Below are 15,799 nucleotides of genomic sequence, written 5' to 3'. Positions count from 1 at the left end.
TATGAGTAATGAAAAATTAGAGCAAATATTGCAAAAACAGCAAACTCAGATAGCTGGTCCTGATATCGATCAAAAAGAAGATGATATTATCCAACTTGTTGGATTTGTGGTTGGGGATGAAGAATATGCTATTCCGATCCTTAATATTCAAGAAATCATTAAACCTATAGAATATACAAGAGTTCCAAGTGTACCTGATTATGTTCTAGGCGTGTTTAATATGCGTGGTAATGTTATGCCACTTATTGATTTAGCGCAACGTTTTCATTTAGGTAGTTCAAAAATGACCCCTCAAACTCGCTATATTGTTTTAAGGGGTTCGACTGATGCCGGTAGCAATGGGTCTGGAAACGCTGGTTTTGTTATAGATAGATTAACAGAGGCTATTAAAATACATAGAAGCCGCATTGATCCACCACCTGAAACTTTACTTAAAGAAAAAGGCATGATATACGGAATAGGCAAAAGAGATGAAAATATTTTAACTATTCTAAAGGTTGAAGCTTTACTTAAACGTGAATTTTAATGATAAAGCTTTGTATTTTTGATTTTGATTCCACTTTAATGGATGGTGAAACTATAGATATCTTAGCCGATTCTTATGGTGTAGGTGATGAAGTAAAAAATATCACCTATACTAATTCCGACAAACAATTTGATTTTTTTGAAATTCTTGTTAAAAAAGTATCTTACCTTAAAGGCATGTCTTATACAGAAGTTTTAAAAATAGGACAAATGCTTCCTCTAATGAATGGAGCTTATGAACTTTGCGAATTTTTAAAATCTAAAAACATATTTTTAGTTATTTTTAGCGGTGGTTTTTATGAAGGCATTAACCCTGCAATGCAAAAATTAAATATTGATGCAGGTTTTGCCAATCATTTGCATCATAAAAACGATATTCTCACTGGATATGTAGGTGGAGAAATGATGTTTTTAAATTCTAAGGGTTTAATGCTTCAAAAACTCAAAAAAATACTTCGTTTAAAAAATGAAGAGGTTATGTGCGTTGGAGATGGCTTTAATGATATTGCTATGTTTGAAGAAAGTGGCTTAAAAATTGCATTTTGTGCCAATGAACTTTTGCAATCTAAAGCCGATATTTGCATAAACAAAAAAGATTTAAAAGAAATAATAAAGGCTATATAATGAAAAATTTTTCTTTATGGTGTGATTTTATTGAAAATAATTTTTTAGATTATGATTTTTTAAACCTATTATCTCTTGGGATTAATGGTGCAACTTCCAATCCCGTAATTTTTAAAAATGCTATTTTAAATTCTCCAATTTATCAAAGCAAAATCGCTGGATTAAAAGAAAAAAAGGCAAAAGAAATTTATGAAGAACTTGCTATTTATGATATCAAAAAAGCTGCTGATAAACTTGCTCCTTTATTTTATCAAAAAAACGATGGTTTTATCAGTATAGAAATAGATCCAAGACTTTATGATAATACTGCCTTAAGTTTAGAAGAAGCAAAAAAACTTTATACAGCCATTGCTAAAGAAAATGTTATGATTAAAGTTCCAGCAACCAAAGCTTCTTATGAAGTCATGTATGAACTCATGAAAAATGGTATCAATGTCAATGCAACGCTGATTTTTTCACAAGAACAAAATAAACAATGCTTTGAAGCTCTTAACCAAGGCTTGATAGATTTTAGAAAATCTCAAGCTCACTTAAAAGGAAATCTAAACACTCCAAAAGCTGTAATCAGTATCTTTGTAAGTCGTTTTGATAGACTCTTAAATGCAAAAGCAAAAGAACAAAATCGCATAGGCATCTTAAATGCAAATTTAGCCTATAATTACATTGCAAGCCAAAATGAACCTAATATCCGCGCACTTTTTGCTAGCACTGGAGTAAAAGGGGATGACCTACCAAAAGATTATTATATCAAAGAACTTCTTTTTGAAAATAGCGTAAATACTGCTCCACTTGATGCTATTAAAGCTTTTGATTGGAAATTTGATTTTAAAAATCCGCTAAACAATACAGAAATTAAAACACAACTTGATCAAATAATCACAGAAGATGAATTAAAGCAATCTTATGATGTTTTATTGCAAGAAGGCTTAGAGCAATTTTGCATAGCTTTTGAAGAAATTTTAAAAGCTTTATCGGATTTTTAACTTTTTACTCCCTCTAATTTTTAATATTTTAGAGGGAGTGCTTTCAAAAAAAACTTTATCTAAAATCACATCAGCTACGCTTTTAGCCCAAATTTCATCAAATTTCTTTCCATGTTTATTGGCAGAACTCGAGTAAAAAAAACCATTTTGAAATAAAAATTCAGCATGCTTGCAATCTTTAACAATGCGAATAGCTTGATGATTAGGATAAATAAAAGTAGTTTTTTTAGCACGACGCACTAAATTTTTAAAACCCTTTGGCACTCTTGTGAGATTTTTTAACTCGCTAAATTTTGCCGAAGTGATAAGACAAGGCTTATTTTTAGCCCTGCCTTTTAAGGTATTTATTTCTTCTAAATTTTTACTTAAAAAACCAGCCGTTGTATCTGTTTGCGCCAAATAGATCATAAATATTTTAAACTTTTAAATGCTCGTGTAAGCTTTTTATTTCTAAATAAGTTTTTCCTTGTATAGCTTTGATCGATTTAGCACCCGCTAAAGCTGAGCGCAAATTGGTAAAATATGGAATTTTAAAGCGTATGATATTTTCACGGATTTTTTTAGTATCTCCTTGAAAACTATGACTATCACTTGTATTAATCACTAGATTAATTTCACCATTTTTTAATTTATCTTCAACATTTGGGCGACCTTCAGAAATTTTATGCACAAGCTCACAATCAAAGCCATTCGCTTGTATTTCTTTACAAGTTCCACTCGTTGCCATTAACTTAAAGCCTAATTTAGAATATTCTGCAGCCATTTTTTTGGCATACTTTTTATCTTTTTCTTTTAAAGAAATAAATACAACTCCGCTTTCTGGCAAATGATTAAATGACGCAATTTGACTTTTTGCAAAAGAATTAGCAAAATCTTTACTAATCCCCATTACTTCACCAGTAGAACGCATTTCAGGTCCAAGCTCTAAATCACTACCACTTAGCTTCGCAAATGGAAAAACTGCTTCTTTTACGCTAACATATCTTAAAGCCTTAGGTTGTAAAATTTTACGTGCAAAATCAACAACTTTAAAACGATCGTAAAATTTTAAAGCTTCTTTTAGATCACCTTGCCACATCACACGCGTTGCTACTTTAGCTAAAGGAAGGCCTGTAGCTTTACTGACAAAAGGTACAGTTCGACTCGCTCTAGGATTAACTTCTATGATATAAAGCTCGTTATTGTAAATAGCAAATTGGATATTTAAAAGTCCAACAACACCCAAATTTAAAGCTATATCTGCTGTTTTTTCTGCAATAAAATTTTGTATTTTTTCATCTATATTGCAAGGCGGTAAAGAACAAGCACTATCACCAGAATGAACTCCTGCTTCTTGGATATGCTCCATAATTCCAGCAACATAAACATCTTTTCCATCACAAATTGCATCTACATCAATTTCTGTAGCATTGTCTAAATATTGATCAATTAAAACTGGACTTTTATCACTTACACTTACTGCTTCTTGCATATAAATTCGAAGTTCAGATTCATTGCTCACTACGCGCATAGCTCTACCACCCAAAACATAACTTGGGCGAACTAAAACCGGATAACCAATTTCACTCGCTTTTAACACGGCTTCTTCTACGGTAATTGCTGTCGAATTTTTAGGCTGATTAATGCCTATTTTTTCAATAAATTCAGCAAATTTTTTCCTATCTTCAGCTATATCGATCACTCTTGCGCTCGTGCCTATAATTTTTGCGCCAAAAGCACTCAGACGCTTAGCGAATTTTAATGGGGTTTGACCACCAAAATGTACAATAATTCCATCAGGTTTTTCTCGCTCAATCACAGCTCTTAAATGTTCAAAATCAATAGATTCAAAATACAAAATATCACTCGTATCATAATCAGTTGAAACAGTTTCTGGATTACAATTATACATAATGGTTTTTACACCCATATCTTTTAAGGCAAAAGAAGCATGTACGCAAGCATAATCAAATTCTATCCCTTGCCCTATACGATTTGGCCCACCCCCTATAATCATAACTTTTTTTTCTTTTTTATCTCTTGATTCTTGCTTACTTTGAGTTAACTCACTCACATTGATACTAGAATAAAAATAAGGAGTTAAGGCTTTAAATTCACCTGCGCAAGTATCCACTTCGCTAAATTCTGCTATGATTTTATGTTTCATTCTTGCATAATAAATATCATTTTGACTGAGTTCTAGATTATCTTTTAAATTAACTTGCAAAGCGATCATCTTATCGGAAAATCCCATAGTTTTTGCTTTTCTTAAGAGAAATTTATCATTTAAAATATCCATATCGATTTGTTTTTCAAAATCTACAATTTCTTTAATTTGAGCTAAAAACCAAGGATCTATACTGCTTAACTCATAAAGCTCTTCTATATCAAATCCTTCTCTAAAAGCTTGTGCAATATAAAGTAATCTTTTTTCATTAGGATTGCGAATTTTAAATATAAGATCATTCTTATCTTCAAATTTAACCTCATCAAATCCACTTAAAGATCGCTCTAAAGAACAAAGTGCTTTTTGAATACTCTCTTTAAAAGTGCGACCTATAGCCATCACTTCACCTACACTCTTCATTGCTGTGCCTAAAGTTGTATCTGCGTTTGGAAATTTTTCAAAAGTAAAACGAGGAATTTTCGTAACAATATAATCAAGTACAGGTTCAAAGCTAGCTGGAGTTCCTGTGATGTCATTTTCTATCTCATCTAAAGTAAAACCAACGGCTAAAAGAGTCGCTACTTTTGCTATAGGATATCCCGTTGCCTTACTTGCCAAAGCGCTCGATCTTGAAACTCTTGGATTCATTTCTATCACTATCATTCTACCATTTTTTGGATTGACAGCAAATTGCACATTTGAACCGCCAGTATCGACTCCAATTTCACGTAAAATAGCAAAGGAAGCATTTCGCATAACTTGATATTCTTTATCGGTTAGAGTAAGAGCAGGTGCCACAGTGATACTATCGCCCGTATGCACCCCCATGGGATCAACATTTTCTATACTGCAAACAATAATACAATTATCATTTTTATCGCGTATAACCTCCATCTCATATTCTTTCCATCCGAGCAAACTTTCTTCTATAAGAATTTCATGTATAGGAGATAAAGCTAAAGCCATATTAGCAAGCTCTTTAAATTCATCCATATTATAAACAACGCCACTTCCAGCACCACCTAAAGTATAAGAAGCACGGATCATTAAAGGAAAACCGATTTCATCAACAGCTTTTAAAGCCTCATCATAATTATAAGCATACATTGATTTTGGCAAATCCATACCAATTCTTTTCATACACTCTTTGAAAACTTGACGATCCTCACCTTTTTTAATCGCTTCAGGATTTGCCCCTAAAAATTTCACATTCCCTAAAAGTCCACTTTCATAAACTTCCATTGCGACATTAAGCGCTACTTGTCCACCCATTGTAGGCAAAATGGCATCAATTTTTTCTTTTTTGATAATATTTAAAATATTTTCTTTTGTAATGGGTTCTATATAAGTCGCATCTGCAAATTCTGGATCTGTCATAATCGTTGCAGGATTGGAATTAATAAGTACTATACGATAACCTAATTCTTTTAAAGTTTTAGCTGCTTGAGTTCCAGAATAATCAAATTCGCAAGCTTGACCAATTACAATAGGTCCACTTCCTATAAGTAAAATATTTTTTATATCTGTTCTTTTTGGCATAAATCCTTCCTAAGTAGCGTAATTTAGCCTTAATTATAACAAATTTTACTTTGAGTTTTAATATAATTTTTTTAAATTTGTCGAATAAAAAATATCTTTAATTATACGCTATCAACAATATAAAGATAAGCGGGGATATTGATTTGAACATAAGGTTTTACTACAACACTTTTATAAGTTTCTCCATTATTAATTTCCATCACTTTACCCACTGGAACATCTGAAAAAAATATATTATCAAGACCACTGGTTAAAATTTCATCGCCTATATTTATTTTAGCAGATTTTGTAATAAAATTAACCACAACCTTACCATTTTCACCTTGAAGAAGTCCAGGAATTTTATCTTTTCCTATATAAACTGCAAAAACACATTTCTCATCACCTTGTAAAATTGCCATAGCTCTATCATTTTTGTTTATAGCAATACCAGCTGTATATCCTTGATAAATTAAACCCTTATTTTTATCAGGTGGAACTCTAGCAAAATCAAGCCACAATCTCTTATAATCATTTAAACGTACATAAGAAATAGCTCTTGTTAAAGAAACTTGCGGTAAATATTTGGTAGAATTTTTATCCTCCAAAATTCGGTTGAGTTGATTAGCAAAGCTTGTGGTTAAAACTGCCATATATTCCAACTCTTGATTTTTGGCTTTTAGTTTTTCAATTTGCTCTACTTGATCAAAATGTTTGGAAAATTCTTCAGCTATAAAATCCTCAATTCTATAAAATTTTTCTATAACTATATCATTCACAAAAAGAACATTTTTTTTAATCAATCCTCCATAATAAAAAGATATAAATATTAAAAAAAATAAAATAAGAATAAAAATGAGTTTATTCTTCATTAGTTAATTGTTGCAAAATTGAAATTTCTTCTAACGCTTTACCTGTTCCTTTGGCTACAGCTAAAAGTGGTTCATCGGCAATATATACTGGCAAACGAACAATCTCTGAAAGATATTTATCAAGACCACGGATTAAAGCCCCTCCACCAGTTAAAACAACTCCATTTTCTACAATATCACTTGCCAAATCAGGTGGCATCATTTCAAGAACCATTTTTAAAGCATCCGCTATTTCTTTGAGCTGTTCTCTCATTGCTTCTCTTATATCTTCGCTAGTAAGCTCTATACGACTTAAAAGCCCGCTTACCTGATCTCGACCTTTAACCACCATAGAAAGCTCTTTTGGAAGTTGAATGGCCGAGCCTATTGTGATTTTTATTTCTTCACCAGTTCTTTCTCCAATAATCAAATTATATTTTTCTTTAACATAATTTACAATACTCATATCTAATTTATCACCAGCTGTTCTGATTGATTTTGAAATCACGAGTCCGCCTAAAGAAATCACCCCTATTTCTGTCGTTCCGCCACCAATATCTACAACTAAACTTCCCTTAGGCTCATCAATAGGCAAATTTGCTCCTATAGCCGCTGCCATAGGCTCTTCAATTAAAAATACTTCTCTAGCTCCAGCACTCAAAGCACTTTCTCTAACCGCTTTTCTTTCAACTTGAGTTAAACCGTAAGGAACTGAAATAATAATTCTAGGACGTAAAAAAGATTTTCTTCTATGTGTTTTTTCAATAAAATATCGGATCATCTTTTCAGTGATATCAAAATCAGCAATCACTCCATCCTTCATTGGGCGAATTGCTTCTATATTACCAGGGGTTTTACCCACCATATCTTTAGCTTCTTTTCCTACAGCTAAAATTTTAGCTTTAGCACCGTATTTTTCACGCTCAACCGCAACAACAGAAGGCTCATTGATAACAATACCTTTATCTTTAACCAAAATGAGAGTATTAGCCGTTCCAAGATCTATACCCATATCACTTGAAAAAAATCCTATAAGTTGATCTAAAATCATCACATTCCTTTTTAACTTATTTTCTTTTTAATCAATAACGCCTTGGCATTATCTCTTACAACTTCTTTTGTAACAATAATATCATAATTTTTATATTCTGGTAATTCAAACATTAAATCTACCATCATTTCTTCTATAATACTCCTAAGTCCTCTAGCACCAGTTTTTCTTTCTAAAGCCAATTTAGCAATTTCTCTTAAAGCTTCATCTTCAAATTTTAATTTCACATTATCAATTGCAAAAAGTTTTTGATATTGCTTAATAATAGCATTTTTTGGCTCTGTCAAAATTCTTACCATGTCATCTTCATTAAGTTCATTTAAAGATACTATAACATGCAAACGCCCAATTAATTCAGGTATAAGGCCAAAATGAACCAAATCATCTGGTTCAATTTTATCAAGCAAGGCTTTATTTTCTTGAGCATTATCATCAAAAAAACCTACAACTTTATCGCCCAACTTACGTTTTAATATAAGATCTAAACCATCAAAAGCTCCACCACATACAAACAAAATATTTGATGTATCTATTTGGATAAAATCTTGGTTTGGATGTTTTCTTCCACCTTTTGGCGGTATATTTACAAGGCTACCTTCTATGATTTTGAGTAAGGCTTGTTGAACTCCTTCTCCGCTTACATCTCTAGTTATAGATCGATTTTCACTCATTCTTGCAATTTTATCAATCTCATCAATAAAAACAATACCTTTTTGAGCACGCTCAACATCTCCATCAGCAGCCTGTAAAAGACGTGTAAGTATATTTTCAACATCTTCACCAACATAACCCGCTTCAGTTAAAGACGTTGCATCGCAAATTGCTATCGGTACATCTAAAAATTTGGCTAAAGTTTGCGCAAGCAAAGTTTTGCCACTTCCAGTTGGACCTACGAGTAAAATATTCGATTTAAAAAGCTCTGTATCATCTCCATCAAGTTTTGATCTAAATAATCTTTTATAGTGATTATAAACACTCACGCTAAAAACTTTTTTAGCTCTTTCTTGTCCGATCACATAACGATCAAGATGCTCTTTTAAAATTTTTGGCGTCATATCATTAAAATTAATATTGTGCCCTTGCTCACTTTCTTTAGCCTCTTTTTCTTCTCCAAAAATAATATTATAAGCTGCTTCGACACAACACTCGCAAATAAAAGAATTATGATCGCCATTTTCCAAAATTCTTCTTTGAGAATTTTCAAATTCATTACAAAAACTACATTTTCTAGGCATTATTTTTACCTTTATATACTGGAATTCCACGCTTTGTTGTCAAAATAAAATCACACATTTTTTTAACATTCTCACTTTGAGTGCTTTGAAAAAGCTCTTGAGCATTATCTTTTAAATTTCCTTTTCTAAATAAAAATTTAAAAGCTTTACTTAAAACATCTACTTCATTTTTATCGAAACGTCGGCGTATACCTACTAAATTTAAACTTCTAATACTAGCGCGATTTCCTTCAGCCAAACAAAAAGGAACAATATCTTGAGATAAAGCACTCGCACCTGCGATCATACAACTTTCTCCTACTTTTACAAATTGATGAATGGGTGTTAAACCTCCAACGACGCAAAAATCCCCAAGCTCTACATGACCTGCTAGAGTCGCGTTATTGGCTAAAATTATATTATGACCCAAAATGCAATCATGTGCAATATGACAATAAGCCATGATAAAAGCATTATCACCTATGCGCGTAAAGCCATCTCCTTTTATTGTACCTGAATTAATAGTTACAAATTCTCTTATAGTTGCATTTTTACCTATAATAACGCCACTTTTTTGTTCATCTTTATAAGAAATATCCTGAGGAATATCGCCTACAATAGCATAAGAAAAAATTCTAGAATGATCCCCTATTGTTGTATCTGAAAGAATTCTAGCTCCCTGCTTTATAATAACATTATTTCCTATTTTTGCTTCTTTGCTTACATATGCATAGGCTTCAACTATAACATCTTCACCGAGGATTGCACCTTCTTCTACAACTGCACTAGGATGAATTTTTACCATTACTTATCCACAATCATCGCTTTAAGTTCAGCTTCTGCAACTAAACTTCCATCCACGAAAGCTTGACCTTTAAAAACCCACATATTACCACGATTTTTCATCACTTTCATTTCATAATCAAGTCGATCTCCTGGACGCACTGGATTTCTAAATTTTGCACCATCAATACCAGTAAAGTATACAACTTTACTTTTAGGATCTACCTTATCATCCATACTTTCAAAAGCCAATACTCCACCGGTTTGCGCCATTCCTTCTAAAATTAAAACACCTGGATAAATAGGATGATCTGGAAAATGACCTAAAAAAACAGGATCACTAATGCTGATATTTTTGTATCCTCTAACTATCTCATTTTTCTTTAAATCAACAATTCTATCGACCAATAAAAAAGGATATCGGTGCGGTAAAATTTCTTGAATTTGCGATACATTTATCATTTAAAGCCTTCATGTTTCTTTAATACAAAATTAAAATTCTACAAAAAAAATACTAATAAAAGCATAAAAATTATTTTTAAATTAAAAGAATTTTTTCTTCTATATCAAAATAAATTTCACTTTTAGCACAAATTTCATAACGACCTTGATGAATTTGATCTAAAATAATCACGGGAGAGAGATTATAAGAATTAAATAATTTATGGCGTAAATTAATTTCTTGCTTAATTTTTAAAGGCTTATGTAAAAATTCTTCAAAAGTCTTAAATTTATTTTTTAATAAAGAATTAAAATATTTAAAACTCCAAAAATTAATTTCATCTTTAAAACTGACATAAAAATCGACTTTATTCCCCTCCACACTCAATTTTGTATAAGAATTTTTAAAATGAGAATAAAATAAAATGTAAGATTTAATTGGTTTTTTGTCCAATTTTATCAAAGCGTTTAAAAGTCGATAATTTAAAAATTTATCTCTTTTGATTTCAAATTTTTTTCCTTTTTTTTCAAGAGTTTTAATTTTTTTATAAAAAGCTATTCTAGATTCTATACTTGCAGGCAAAATTTGTCGATTAATTGGAGACATCAATTCATCAATAAAACTTTTATCCTGCTTTTGTTTTTTTAATCCATAAATACACCCACAATAATTTTGATGATAAAGTTTTTGTTCTTTAGCCAAAGCAAATTGTCTTTGCGTACCCCCATTTTTACGAAAATCTGGAGCTAAAAATTCTATACCATAAGGTTCGCATTCTTTTTGCAAAGCATTTTTTAATTGCTCTAAATCTTTTTTTGGGCTTGTTAAAAGTGTAGTGGTAAGTTTTTTTTGTCCCAATTTAGCAGCAAATTCTACGCTAGATCCCATTCTTAAATCAAAACAAATTTTACATCTTGCGCCTTTTTCTGGCTCATATTCAAATCCACGCACAGCATTGAGCCATTTCTCATACTCATATTCACCTTTATAAAGCTTGATTTTAAGCTTCTCACAACTTCTTTTAACATCTAAAAATCGCAATTCATATTCACTTAAAGGATGAATATTAGGATCATAAAAATAACCTATAATTTCTTCTTTAGGGTAGGCCTTTCTTAGTTCTTCTATAAAATAGTGACTATCTACACTACAACAAATATGTACAAGCATTAAAGACTTTCAAGCACTTTTAAAGCGTGATCTTTTACGCGAACATTGCTATAAATTTGCATAATTTTCCCATTTTCATCAATCACAAAAGTAGAACGTATAATGCCTTCGTATTCTTTGCCGTAATTTTTTTTAAGCCCCCAAGCTCCGTAAAGTTTTGCTACTTCTTTTTCACTATCACTTAATAAAATATGTTTTAAATCAAATTTAGAAATAAATTTTTCATGACTTAAGGTGCTATCTGGACTTATTCCCAAAATTACAGCATTTTTATCGCTAAAACGATCGTAATTTTCGCTAAAATCGCAAGCTTCTGTTGTACAACCTGGAGTATTATCTTTTGGATAAAAATACAAAATCACTTTTTTTCCGATAAAATCCTTGAGCGCTATTTTAATTCCATCTTGATTTAAAAGCTCAAATTCTGGAGCTTTATCTCCTATTTTTAAATCACTCATTTTACAGCCTTTGCTTTAATTTGCTCTACACTCTCTCCGCCAAACCCTATATCATAATTTTCTATATCTTCTATCATCACCACTATTCTTTCTTTATTTTTATTATATTTTACACTTAAAAGATGGGTAATATCAGCTATAAGTTCAGCTTTTTGTTCCTTGCTTAATGCAGGTTTGGCTAATTTTATATTTACAATTGGCATTTTTTCTCCTTTGAATTTTTGTAATTATTTCAAATTTAATAAAATAAAACAATACCAAATAATTTAATTTTTTAAATCCTTATTTTTAATATAAAAATTTTTAAAATATTAACTTTAAAAAATTGTTAATATTAAAATCAAGTTTATTTTTCTGATTTTATATCATAACTACATAAAAAATAATTTAAAATATTCATTAAAAGTTTATTGTTAGTTTATTTTTGATAAAATTCAGTCCTAAATTTTTAAAAATCAAAATTAAGGAAAAAAATGCCAGCCGATTTAAATGATTATTTTAATAAGAAAAATAAAAATTCCAATGAAAATAATCAAAAAAATTTCAATTTTAAGATGTCTGATTTTAATTTTTTTGGGAAAATTTCACCCTTTATCTATACTATAGCAATATTAATCATATTTATTGTACTGATCAAACCTTTTGTAGTAATTAACTCTGGGGAAATGGGGATCAAATCAAATACAGGTAAATATGATCCTAATCCTATCGCTCCAGGGCTTCATTTTTTCTTGCCTTTTATTCAAAAAATCACTATTATTGATACAAGGATAAGACAAATCAATTATGCATCTTTTGAAGGGGCTAATGAAAATTTAAGTTCTGGATCAGGCGTTATCAATAAAAACAGCATTTCCGTTTTAGACTCAAGAGGGCTTCCTGTCTTTATAGATGTAACGGTTCAATACCGCTTAAACCCTTCTCAAGTACCGCAAACTATTGCCACTTGGGGATTAAATTGGGAAAATAAAATTATTGATCCTGTAGTACGTGATGTTGTAAGAAGTGTCGTAGGAAAATACACAGCTGAGGAATTGCCTACTAATCGTAATACTATAGCAACTCAAATTGAGGAAGGAATAGGAAAAACAATATCCGCTCAGCCAAATAAACCCGTTGAACTTCGCGCAGTTCAATTAAGAGAAATCATTTTACCTTCTAAAGTAAAAGAACAAATAGAACGTGTTCAAATCGCTAAACAAGAGGCAGAAAGAGCAAAATATGAAGTTGAAAGAGCCAATCAAGAAGCATTAAAAAAAGCAGCTTTAGCAGAGGGCGAAGCAAATGCAACTATCATCAGTGCTAAAGGTAAAGCCACAGCGGTTAAAATTCAAGCTGATGCTCAAGCTTATTCCAATAAAGAAATCGCTAATAGTTTAAATAATTCTTTATTGACTTTAAAACAAATAGAAACGCAGAAAGAATTTAATGAAGCTTTAAAAATTAATAAAGATGCTAAAATTTTCTTGACACCTGGTGGAGCTGTGCCTAATATCTGGGTTGATACAAAAGATGCAAAAAAACAAAGCTCTGTTCAATAATTTTTAGGAAAAAACAGTGATAGAAAAAATAAGGGAAATTGTGCTTTTTTATTCCACTCATTTATATTTAGTGGATTATATGCTCATTTTGTTTATTTTCTTTCTTTTCACTGGAGTTTCGCTTTTATGCGTTTTTTTAAGACATAGACCAGTTATAGCACTATTTATTATTGCTTTAAATTTAATTTTTTGTTTTATAATTTATATCTTTGGATTCAAGATAATAGATTATGAAGCAAGAAGTAGAACTCTTGAAATTATATCTCAAAAAATACTATACACTTCTGGAGACTTAGTTGTTGATTTTAACATAAGCAATACTTCAAAACATGATTTTAAAGACTGCAAAATTAAAACAAAAATTTTTAAAAATGTCTCTCCAAAAGATAATTTTATCAATCGATATAAAGATAAATTGATACCCTATAGACAAAAAAGTGCCGAAGTAAAAAATTTAAAGAAAAATACAACCCAATTTCAAAGAGTCACCTTTGAAAATTTCCAATATGAAAACAATTTCACTATACATTTATCTTCAGAGTGTTTTTAATGCAACTTACATTTTATCACTTACTCGCTTTTATTATTATAATTGTTTGTTTTATTTTAATTTGTGCTTTAATTTTTTTAAAAATAAAACAAAAAGAAATCGCCTTAATGGGCTATACTATCAATACTATCTTTTCTGCGCTATTAATTTATTCTATCTTTTTGACAATCAGTCAATTCACGGTTCAAGCTAAACTTGATAACTTATCTTATACTAGAGATCTAAGAAATGAAAGCGTTATTATCAATGGAAAGGTGGAAAATTTAACTAAATTTAATATTAAAAAATGCTATTTAATGTTAAATATATTCAATAAACAACATGTCAGCGGAGATATTTTTGACGATAAAAATATTAGAAACGCTAAAATGAAAAATATGAGTGTTTCTTATACTATAGAAATTATAAATAATCTTCCTGGAAATACTTACAAAAATTTTTCAGCTTCGGTACCATTTCCGCCAAGTTTTAACAATGTAGAATTTTATCATACTTTTAAATGCTTTTAAAATAAATTGTATTTACTATTATTTTTCAATTATTTTTTTTTAAAATAAATATAGATATTATATCTATTTTAAAAAATTTAAATCATTTTTACGAAAGGATTAAAAGATGTTTAAATCTTTAAGCATTGGTACAAAGTTAGTATTATGTACTGCTATAAGCACTATTATAGGACTAGCAGTAATGATCTTTTTTATTTCTTTTCAAGTTTCTTCAAATATGGAAAATCAAGCAGAAGAAGCTCTAAAAATAGCCTCAAAAAGATATGTAAACTATATGGAAGCTGCACTAAATGAGCCTATAGTGTTATCAAGTATAACAGATTCAGCTATTCAGGATATTATAAAAGACGATGGACAAATTTACTCTAATGTTGCAGAAAATTTAATCAAAGATACTTTAGATGGCAGCATTCATACCACATATGCCTTTTTATATTTAAAAGATCCTTCAATACTAGTTAGTAATGATAAAGAAAAATTTATAAACGAAGATGGTTCTTTATCTATAGTATTTCATGATGCAACCCCTGGAAATTCTGGAGGGATAAAAATAGCACATTTAAAAAATGCATTTGACCAAATTTCTGTTTTATCAAAAGCAGAAAAACAAAGTGATATAAATAATCCAAAAATTGAATTTGGAATACCAAAAAAATTAAATTATGGGGATGGTGAATTTATAGGTATTAATTTTGGAATGCCCTTATTTAATAAAAATGGAAAATATGTGGGAGTTGTAGGTTTCACTTTAGAATTTTCAGAGATGTCTAAAACCTTACTAGATCGTTCTTTAAATTTTCACGACGGCGATCAAAGATTGCTATTGACAGACGAAGGAGAGTTTGTGATACATGAAAACCCTAAAGCTTTATTGCAAAAAATCAATGATTATAATCATTCTCCTTCAGTTAGACCAATTTTAGAAGCCATAAAAAGTCATAAAGATTTGCTCATGAATGATTTTTTAACCTCTACTGGACTTATGTCTTACGCTTCAGTAGTATCATTTAGCACACTTAATAATTCAAGCCATTGGAGTATATTAGTAACAACGCCTCGTTCATCTGTTTTAGCTCCTGTATATAAATTACAATTTTCAATCATTATCATTGCTATTATCTTTTTGATAGTAGTTTTAGGCGTTATCTATATTTGTGTTAGAAAATTGGTAAGCAATAGAATTAGTTCTACCTTACATTATCTACAAAATTTCTTCCATTTCTTAAATCACGAAACTAAAAATATTGAAACTATAAAAATTGATAGTTATGATGAATTAGGACAAATGAGTAAAGCCATCAATGAAAACATCCTTATGACTAAACAAGGTTTAGAACAAGATAACCAAGCTGTAAAAGAATCAGTTTCTACTGTTCAAGTTGTAGAAAAAGGAGATTTAACTGCAAGAATCACTGCAAATCCAAGAAATCCTCG

16 protein-coding genes and 1 pseudogene are annotated in these 15,799 nt (G+C 30.3%); 7 read left to right on the top strand and 10 right to left on the bottom strand.

Features of this window, described 5'->3' with window-relative positions; translation table 11 throughout:
• The first annotated feature begins 1 nt into the window (after position 1).
• The 3 genes from H2277_RS01385 to H2277_RS01375 are packed head-to-tail and all read left to right on the top strand — an operon-like array spanning position 2 to position 2,132.
• Positions 2-526, top strand: a complete 525-nt coding sequence (locus H2277_RS01385; protein WP_337200622.1) for a chemotaxis protein CheW — start codon at positions 2-4, stop codon at positions 524-526.
• On the top strand, positions 526-1,149 hold the full coding sequence (gene serB, locus H2277_RS01380) for a phosphoserine phosphatase SerB (protein ID WP_337200621.1): 624 nt from the start codon (positions 526-528) through the stop codon (positions 1,147-1,149). Before H2277_RS01385 ends, serB begins: the two co-directional genes overlap by 1 nt.
• Positions 1,149-2,132 (top strand): transaldolase, encoded by a 984-nt coding sequence (locus tag H2277_RS01375; protein WP_337200620.1) that lies wholly within the window; start codon positions 1,149-1,151, stop codon positions 2,130-2,132. The genes serB and H2277_RS01375 overlap by 1 nt, the downstream gene beginning before the upstream one ends.
• On the opposite strand, the gene H2277_RS01370 is transcribed toward H2277_RS01375, so the two are convergent.
• The 10 genes from H2277_RS01370 to H2277_RS01325 form a co-directional block, all read right to left on the bottom strand.
• Positions 2,118-2,540, bottom strand: coding sequence for a Sua5 YciO YrdC YwlC family protein (locus H2277_RS01370; protein ID WP_337200619.1), 423 nt, complete (start codon positions 2,538-2,540; stop codon positions 2,118-2,120). The genes H2277_RS01375 and H2277_RS01370 overlap by 15 nt on opposite strands.
• 7 nt (positions 2,541-2,547) lie before the next feature.
• Positions 2,548-5,817 (bottom strand): carbamoyl-phosphate synthase large subunit, encoded by a 3,270-nt coding sequence (gene carB, locus H2277_RS01365; RefSeq protein ID WP_337200618.1) that lies wholly within the window; start codon positions 5,815-5,817, stop codon positions 2,548-2,550.
• A 101-nt stretch (positions 5,818-5,918) separates the two neighbouring features.
• On the bottom strand, positions 5,919-6,668 hold the full coding sequence (gene mreC / locus H2277_RS01360; RefSeq protein WP_337200617.1) for a rod shape-determining protein MreC: 750 nt from the start codon (positions 6,666-6,668) through the stop codon (positions 5,919-5,921).
• Positions 6,658-7,698 (bottom strand): rod shape-determining protein, encoded by a 1,041-nt coding sequence (locus tag H2277_RS01355; protein ID WP_137623335.1) that lies wholly within the window; start codon positions 7,696-7,698, stop codon positions 6,658-6,660. Before H2277_RS01355 ends, mreC begins: the two co-directional genes overlap by 11 nt.
• A gap of 11 nt (positions 7,699-7,709) precedes the next feature.
• Complete coding sequence (gene clpX / locus H2277_RS01350) at positions 7,710-8,933, bottom strand: ATP-dependent Clp protease ATP-binding subunit ClpX (protein WP_337200616.1); 1,224 nt, start codon at positions 8,931-8,933, stop codon at positions 7,710-7,712.
• Positions 8,926-9,717: an acyl-ACP--UDP-N-acetylglucosamine O-acyltransferase gene (gene lpxA, locus H2277_RS01345; protein WP_337200615.1), complete on the bottom strand. Its 792-nt coding sequence runs from the start codon at positions 9,715-9,717 to the stop codon at positions 8,926-8,928. The genes clpX and lpxA overlap by 8 nt, the downstream gene beginning before the upstream one ends.
• Positions 9,717-10,157: a 3-hydroxyacyl-ACP dehydratase FabZ gene (gene fabZ, locus H2277_RS01340; RefSeq protein WP_337200614.1), complete on the bottom strand. Its 441-nt coding sequence runs from the start codon at positions 10,155-10,157 to the stop codon at positions 9,717-9,719. Before fabZ ends, lpxA begins: the two co-directional genes overlap by 1 nt.
• Before the next feature lie 76 nt (positions 10,158-10,233).
• Positions 10,234-11,307: an epoxyqueuosine reductase QueH gene (locus H2277_RS01335; RefSeq protein WP_337200613.1), complete on the bottom strand. Its 1,074-nt coding sequence runs from the start codon at positions 11,305-11,307 to the stop codon at positions 10,234-10,236.
• The gene (gene bcp, locus H2277_RS01330) at positions 11,307-11,765 is read right to left on the bottom strand and encodes a thioredoxin-dependent thiol peroxidase (RefSeq protein ID WP_337200612.1); all 459 of its coding nucleotides are present in this window, start codon (positions 11,763-11,765) and stop codon (positions 11,307-11,309) included. The genes H2277_RS01335 and bcp overlap by 1 nt, the downstream gene beginning before the upstream one ends.
• Positions 11,762-11,968, bottom strand: coding sequence for a 4-oxalocrotonate tautomerase family protein (locus H2277_RS01325; protein WP_337200611.1), 207 nt, complete (start codon positions 11,966-11,968; stop codon positions 11,762-11,764). The genes bcp and H2277_RS01325 overlap by 4 nt, the downstream gene beginning before the upstream one ends.
• A 270-nt stretch (positions 11,969-12,238) precedes the next feature.
• On the opposite strand from H2277_RS01325, the gene H2277_RS01320 reads away from it, so the two are divergent.
• The 4 genes and pseudogenes from H2277_RS01320 to H2277_RS01305 all read left to right on the top strand — a co-directional run.
• The gene (locus H2277_RS01320) at positions 12,239-13,306 is read left to right on the top strand and encodes an SPFH domain-containing protein (protein WP_337200610.1); all 1,068 of its coding nucleotides are present in this window, start codon (positions 12,239-12,241) and stop codon (positions 13,304-13,306) included.
• 19 nt (positions 13,307-13,325) lie between these two features.
• Entirely contained in the window at positions 13,326-13,856 is a 531-nt protein-coding gene (locus H2277_RS01315; protein WP_337200715.1) for a DUF2393 family protein, read from the top strand.
• Complete coding sequence (locus tag H2277_RS01310; protein WP_337200609.1) at positions 13,856-14,365, top strand: DUF2393 family protein; 510 nt, start codon at positions 13,856-13,858, stop codon at positions 14,363-14,365. The genes H2277_RS01315 and H2277_RS01310 overlap by 1 nt, the downstream gene beginning before the upstream one ends.
• 106 nt (positions 14,366-14,471) lie before the next feature.
• Positions 14,472-15,799, top strand: a pseudogene (locus H2277_RS01305) (methyl-accepting chemotaxis protein); the annotation flags it as partial.

This window comes from Campylobacter sp. W0014, assembly GCF_020135975.1.
In the GTDB taxonomy this organism is placed as follows: Bacteria; Campylobacterota; Campylobacteria; order Campylobacterales; family Campylobacteraceae; genus Campylobacter_D.
Note: the sequence above shows the minus strand (reverse complement) of the source record. Positions and strands in the feature narration are given on the sequence as shown.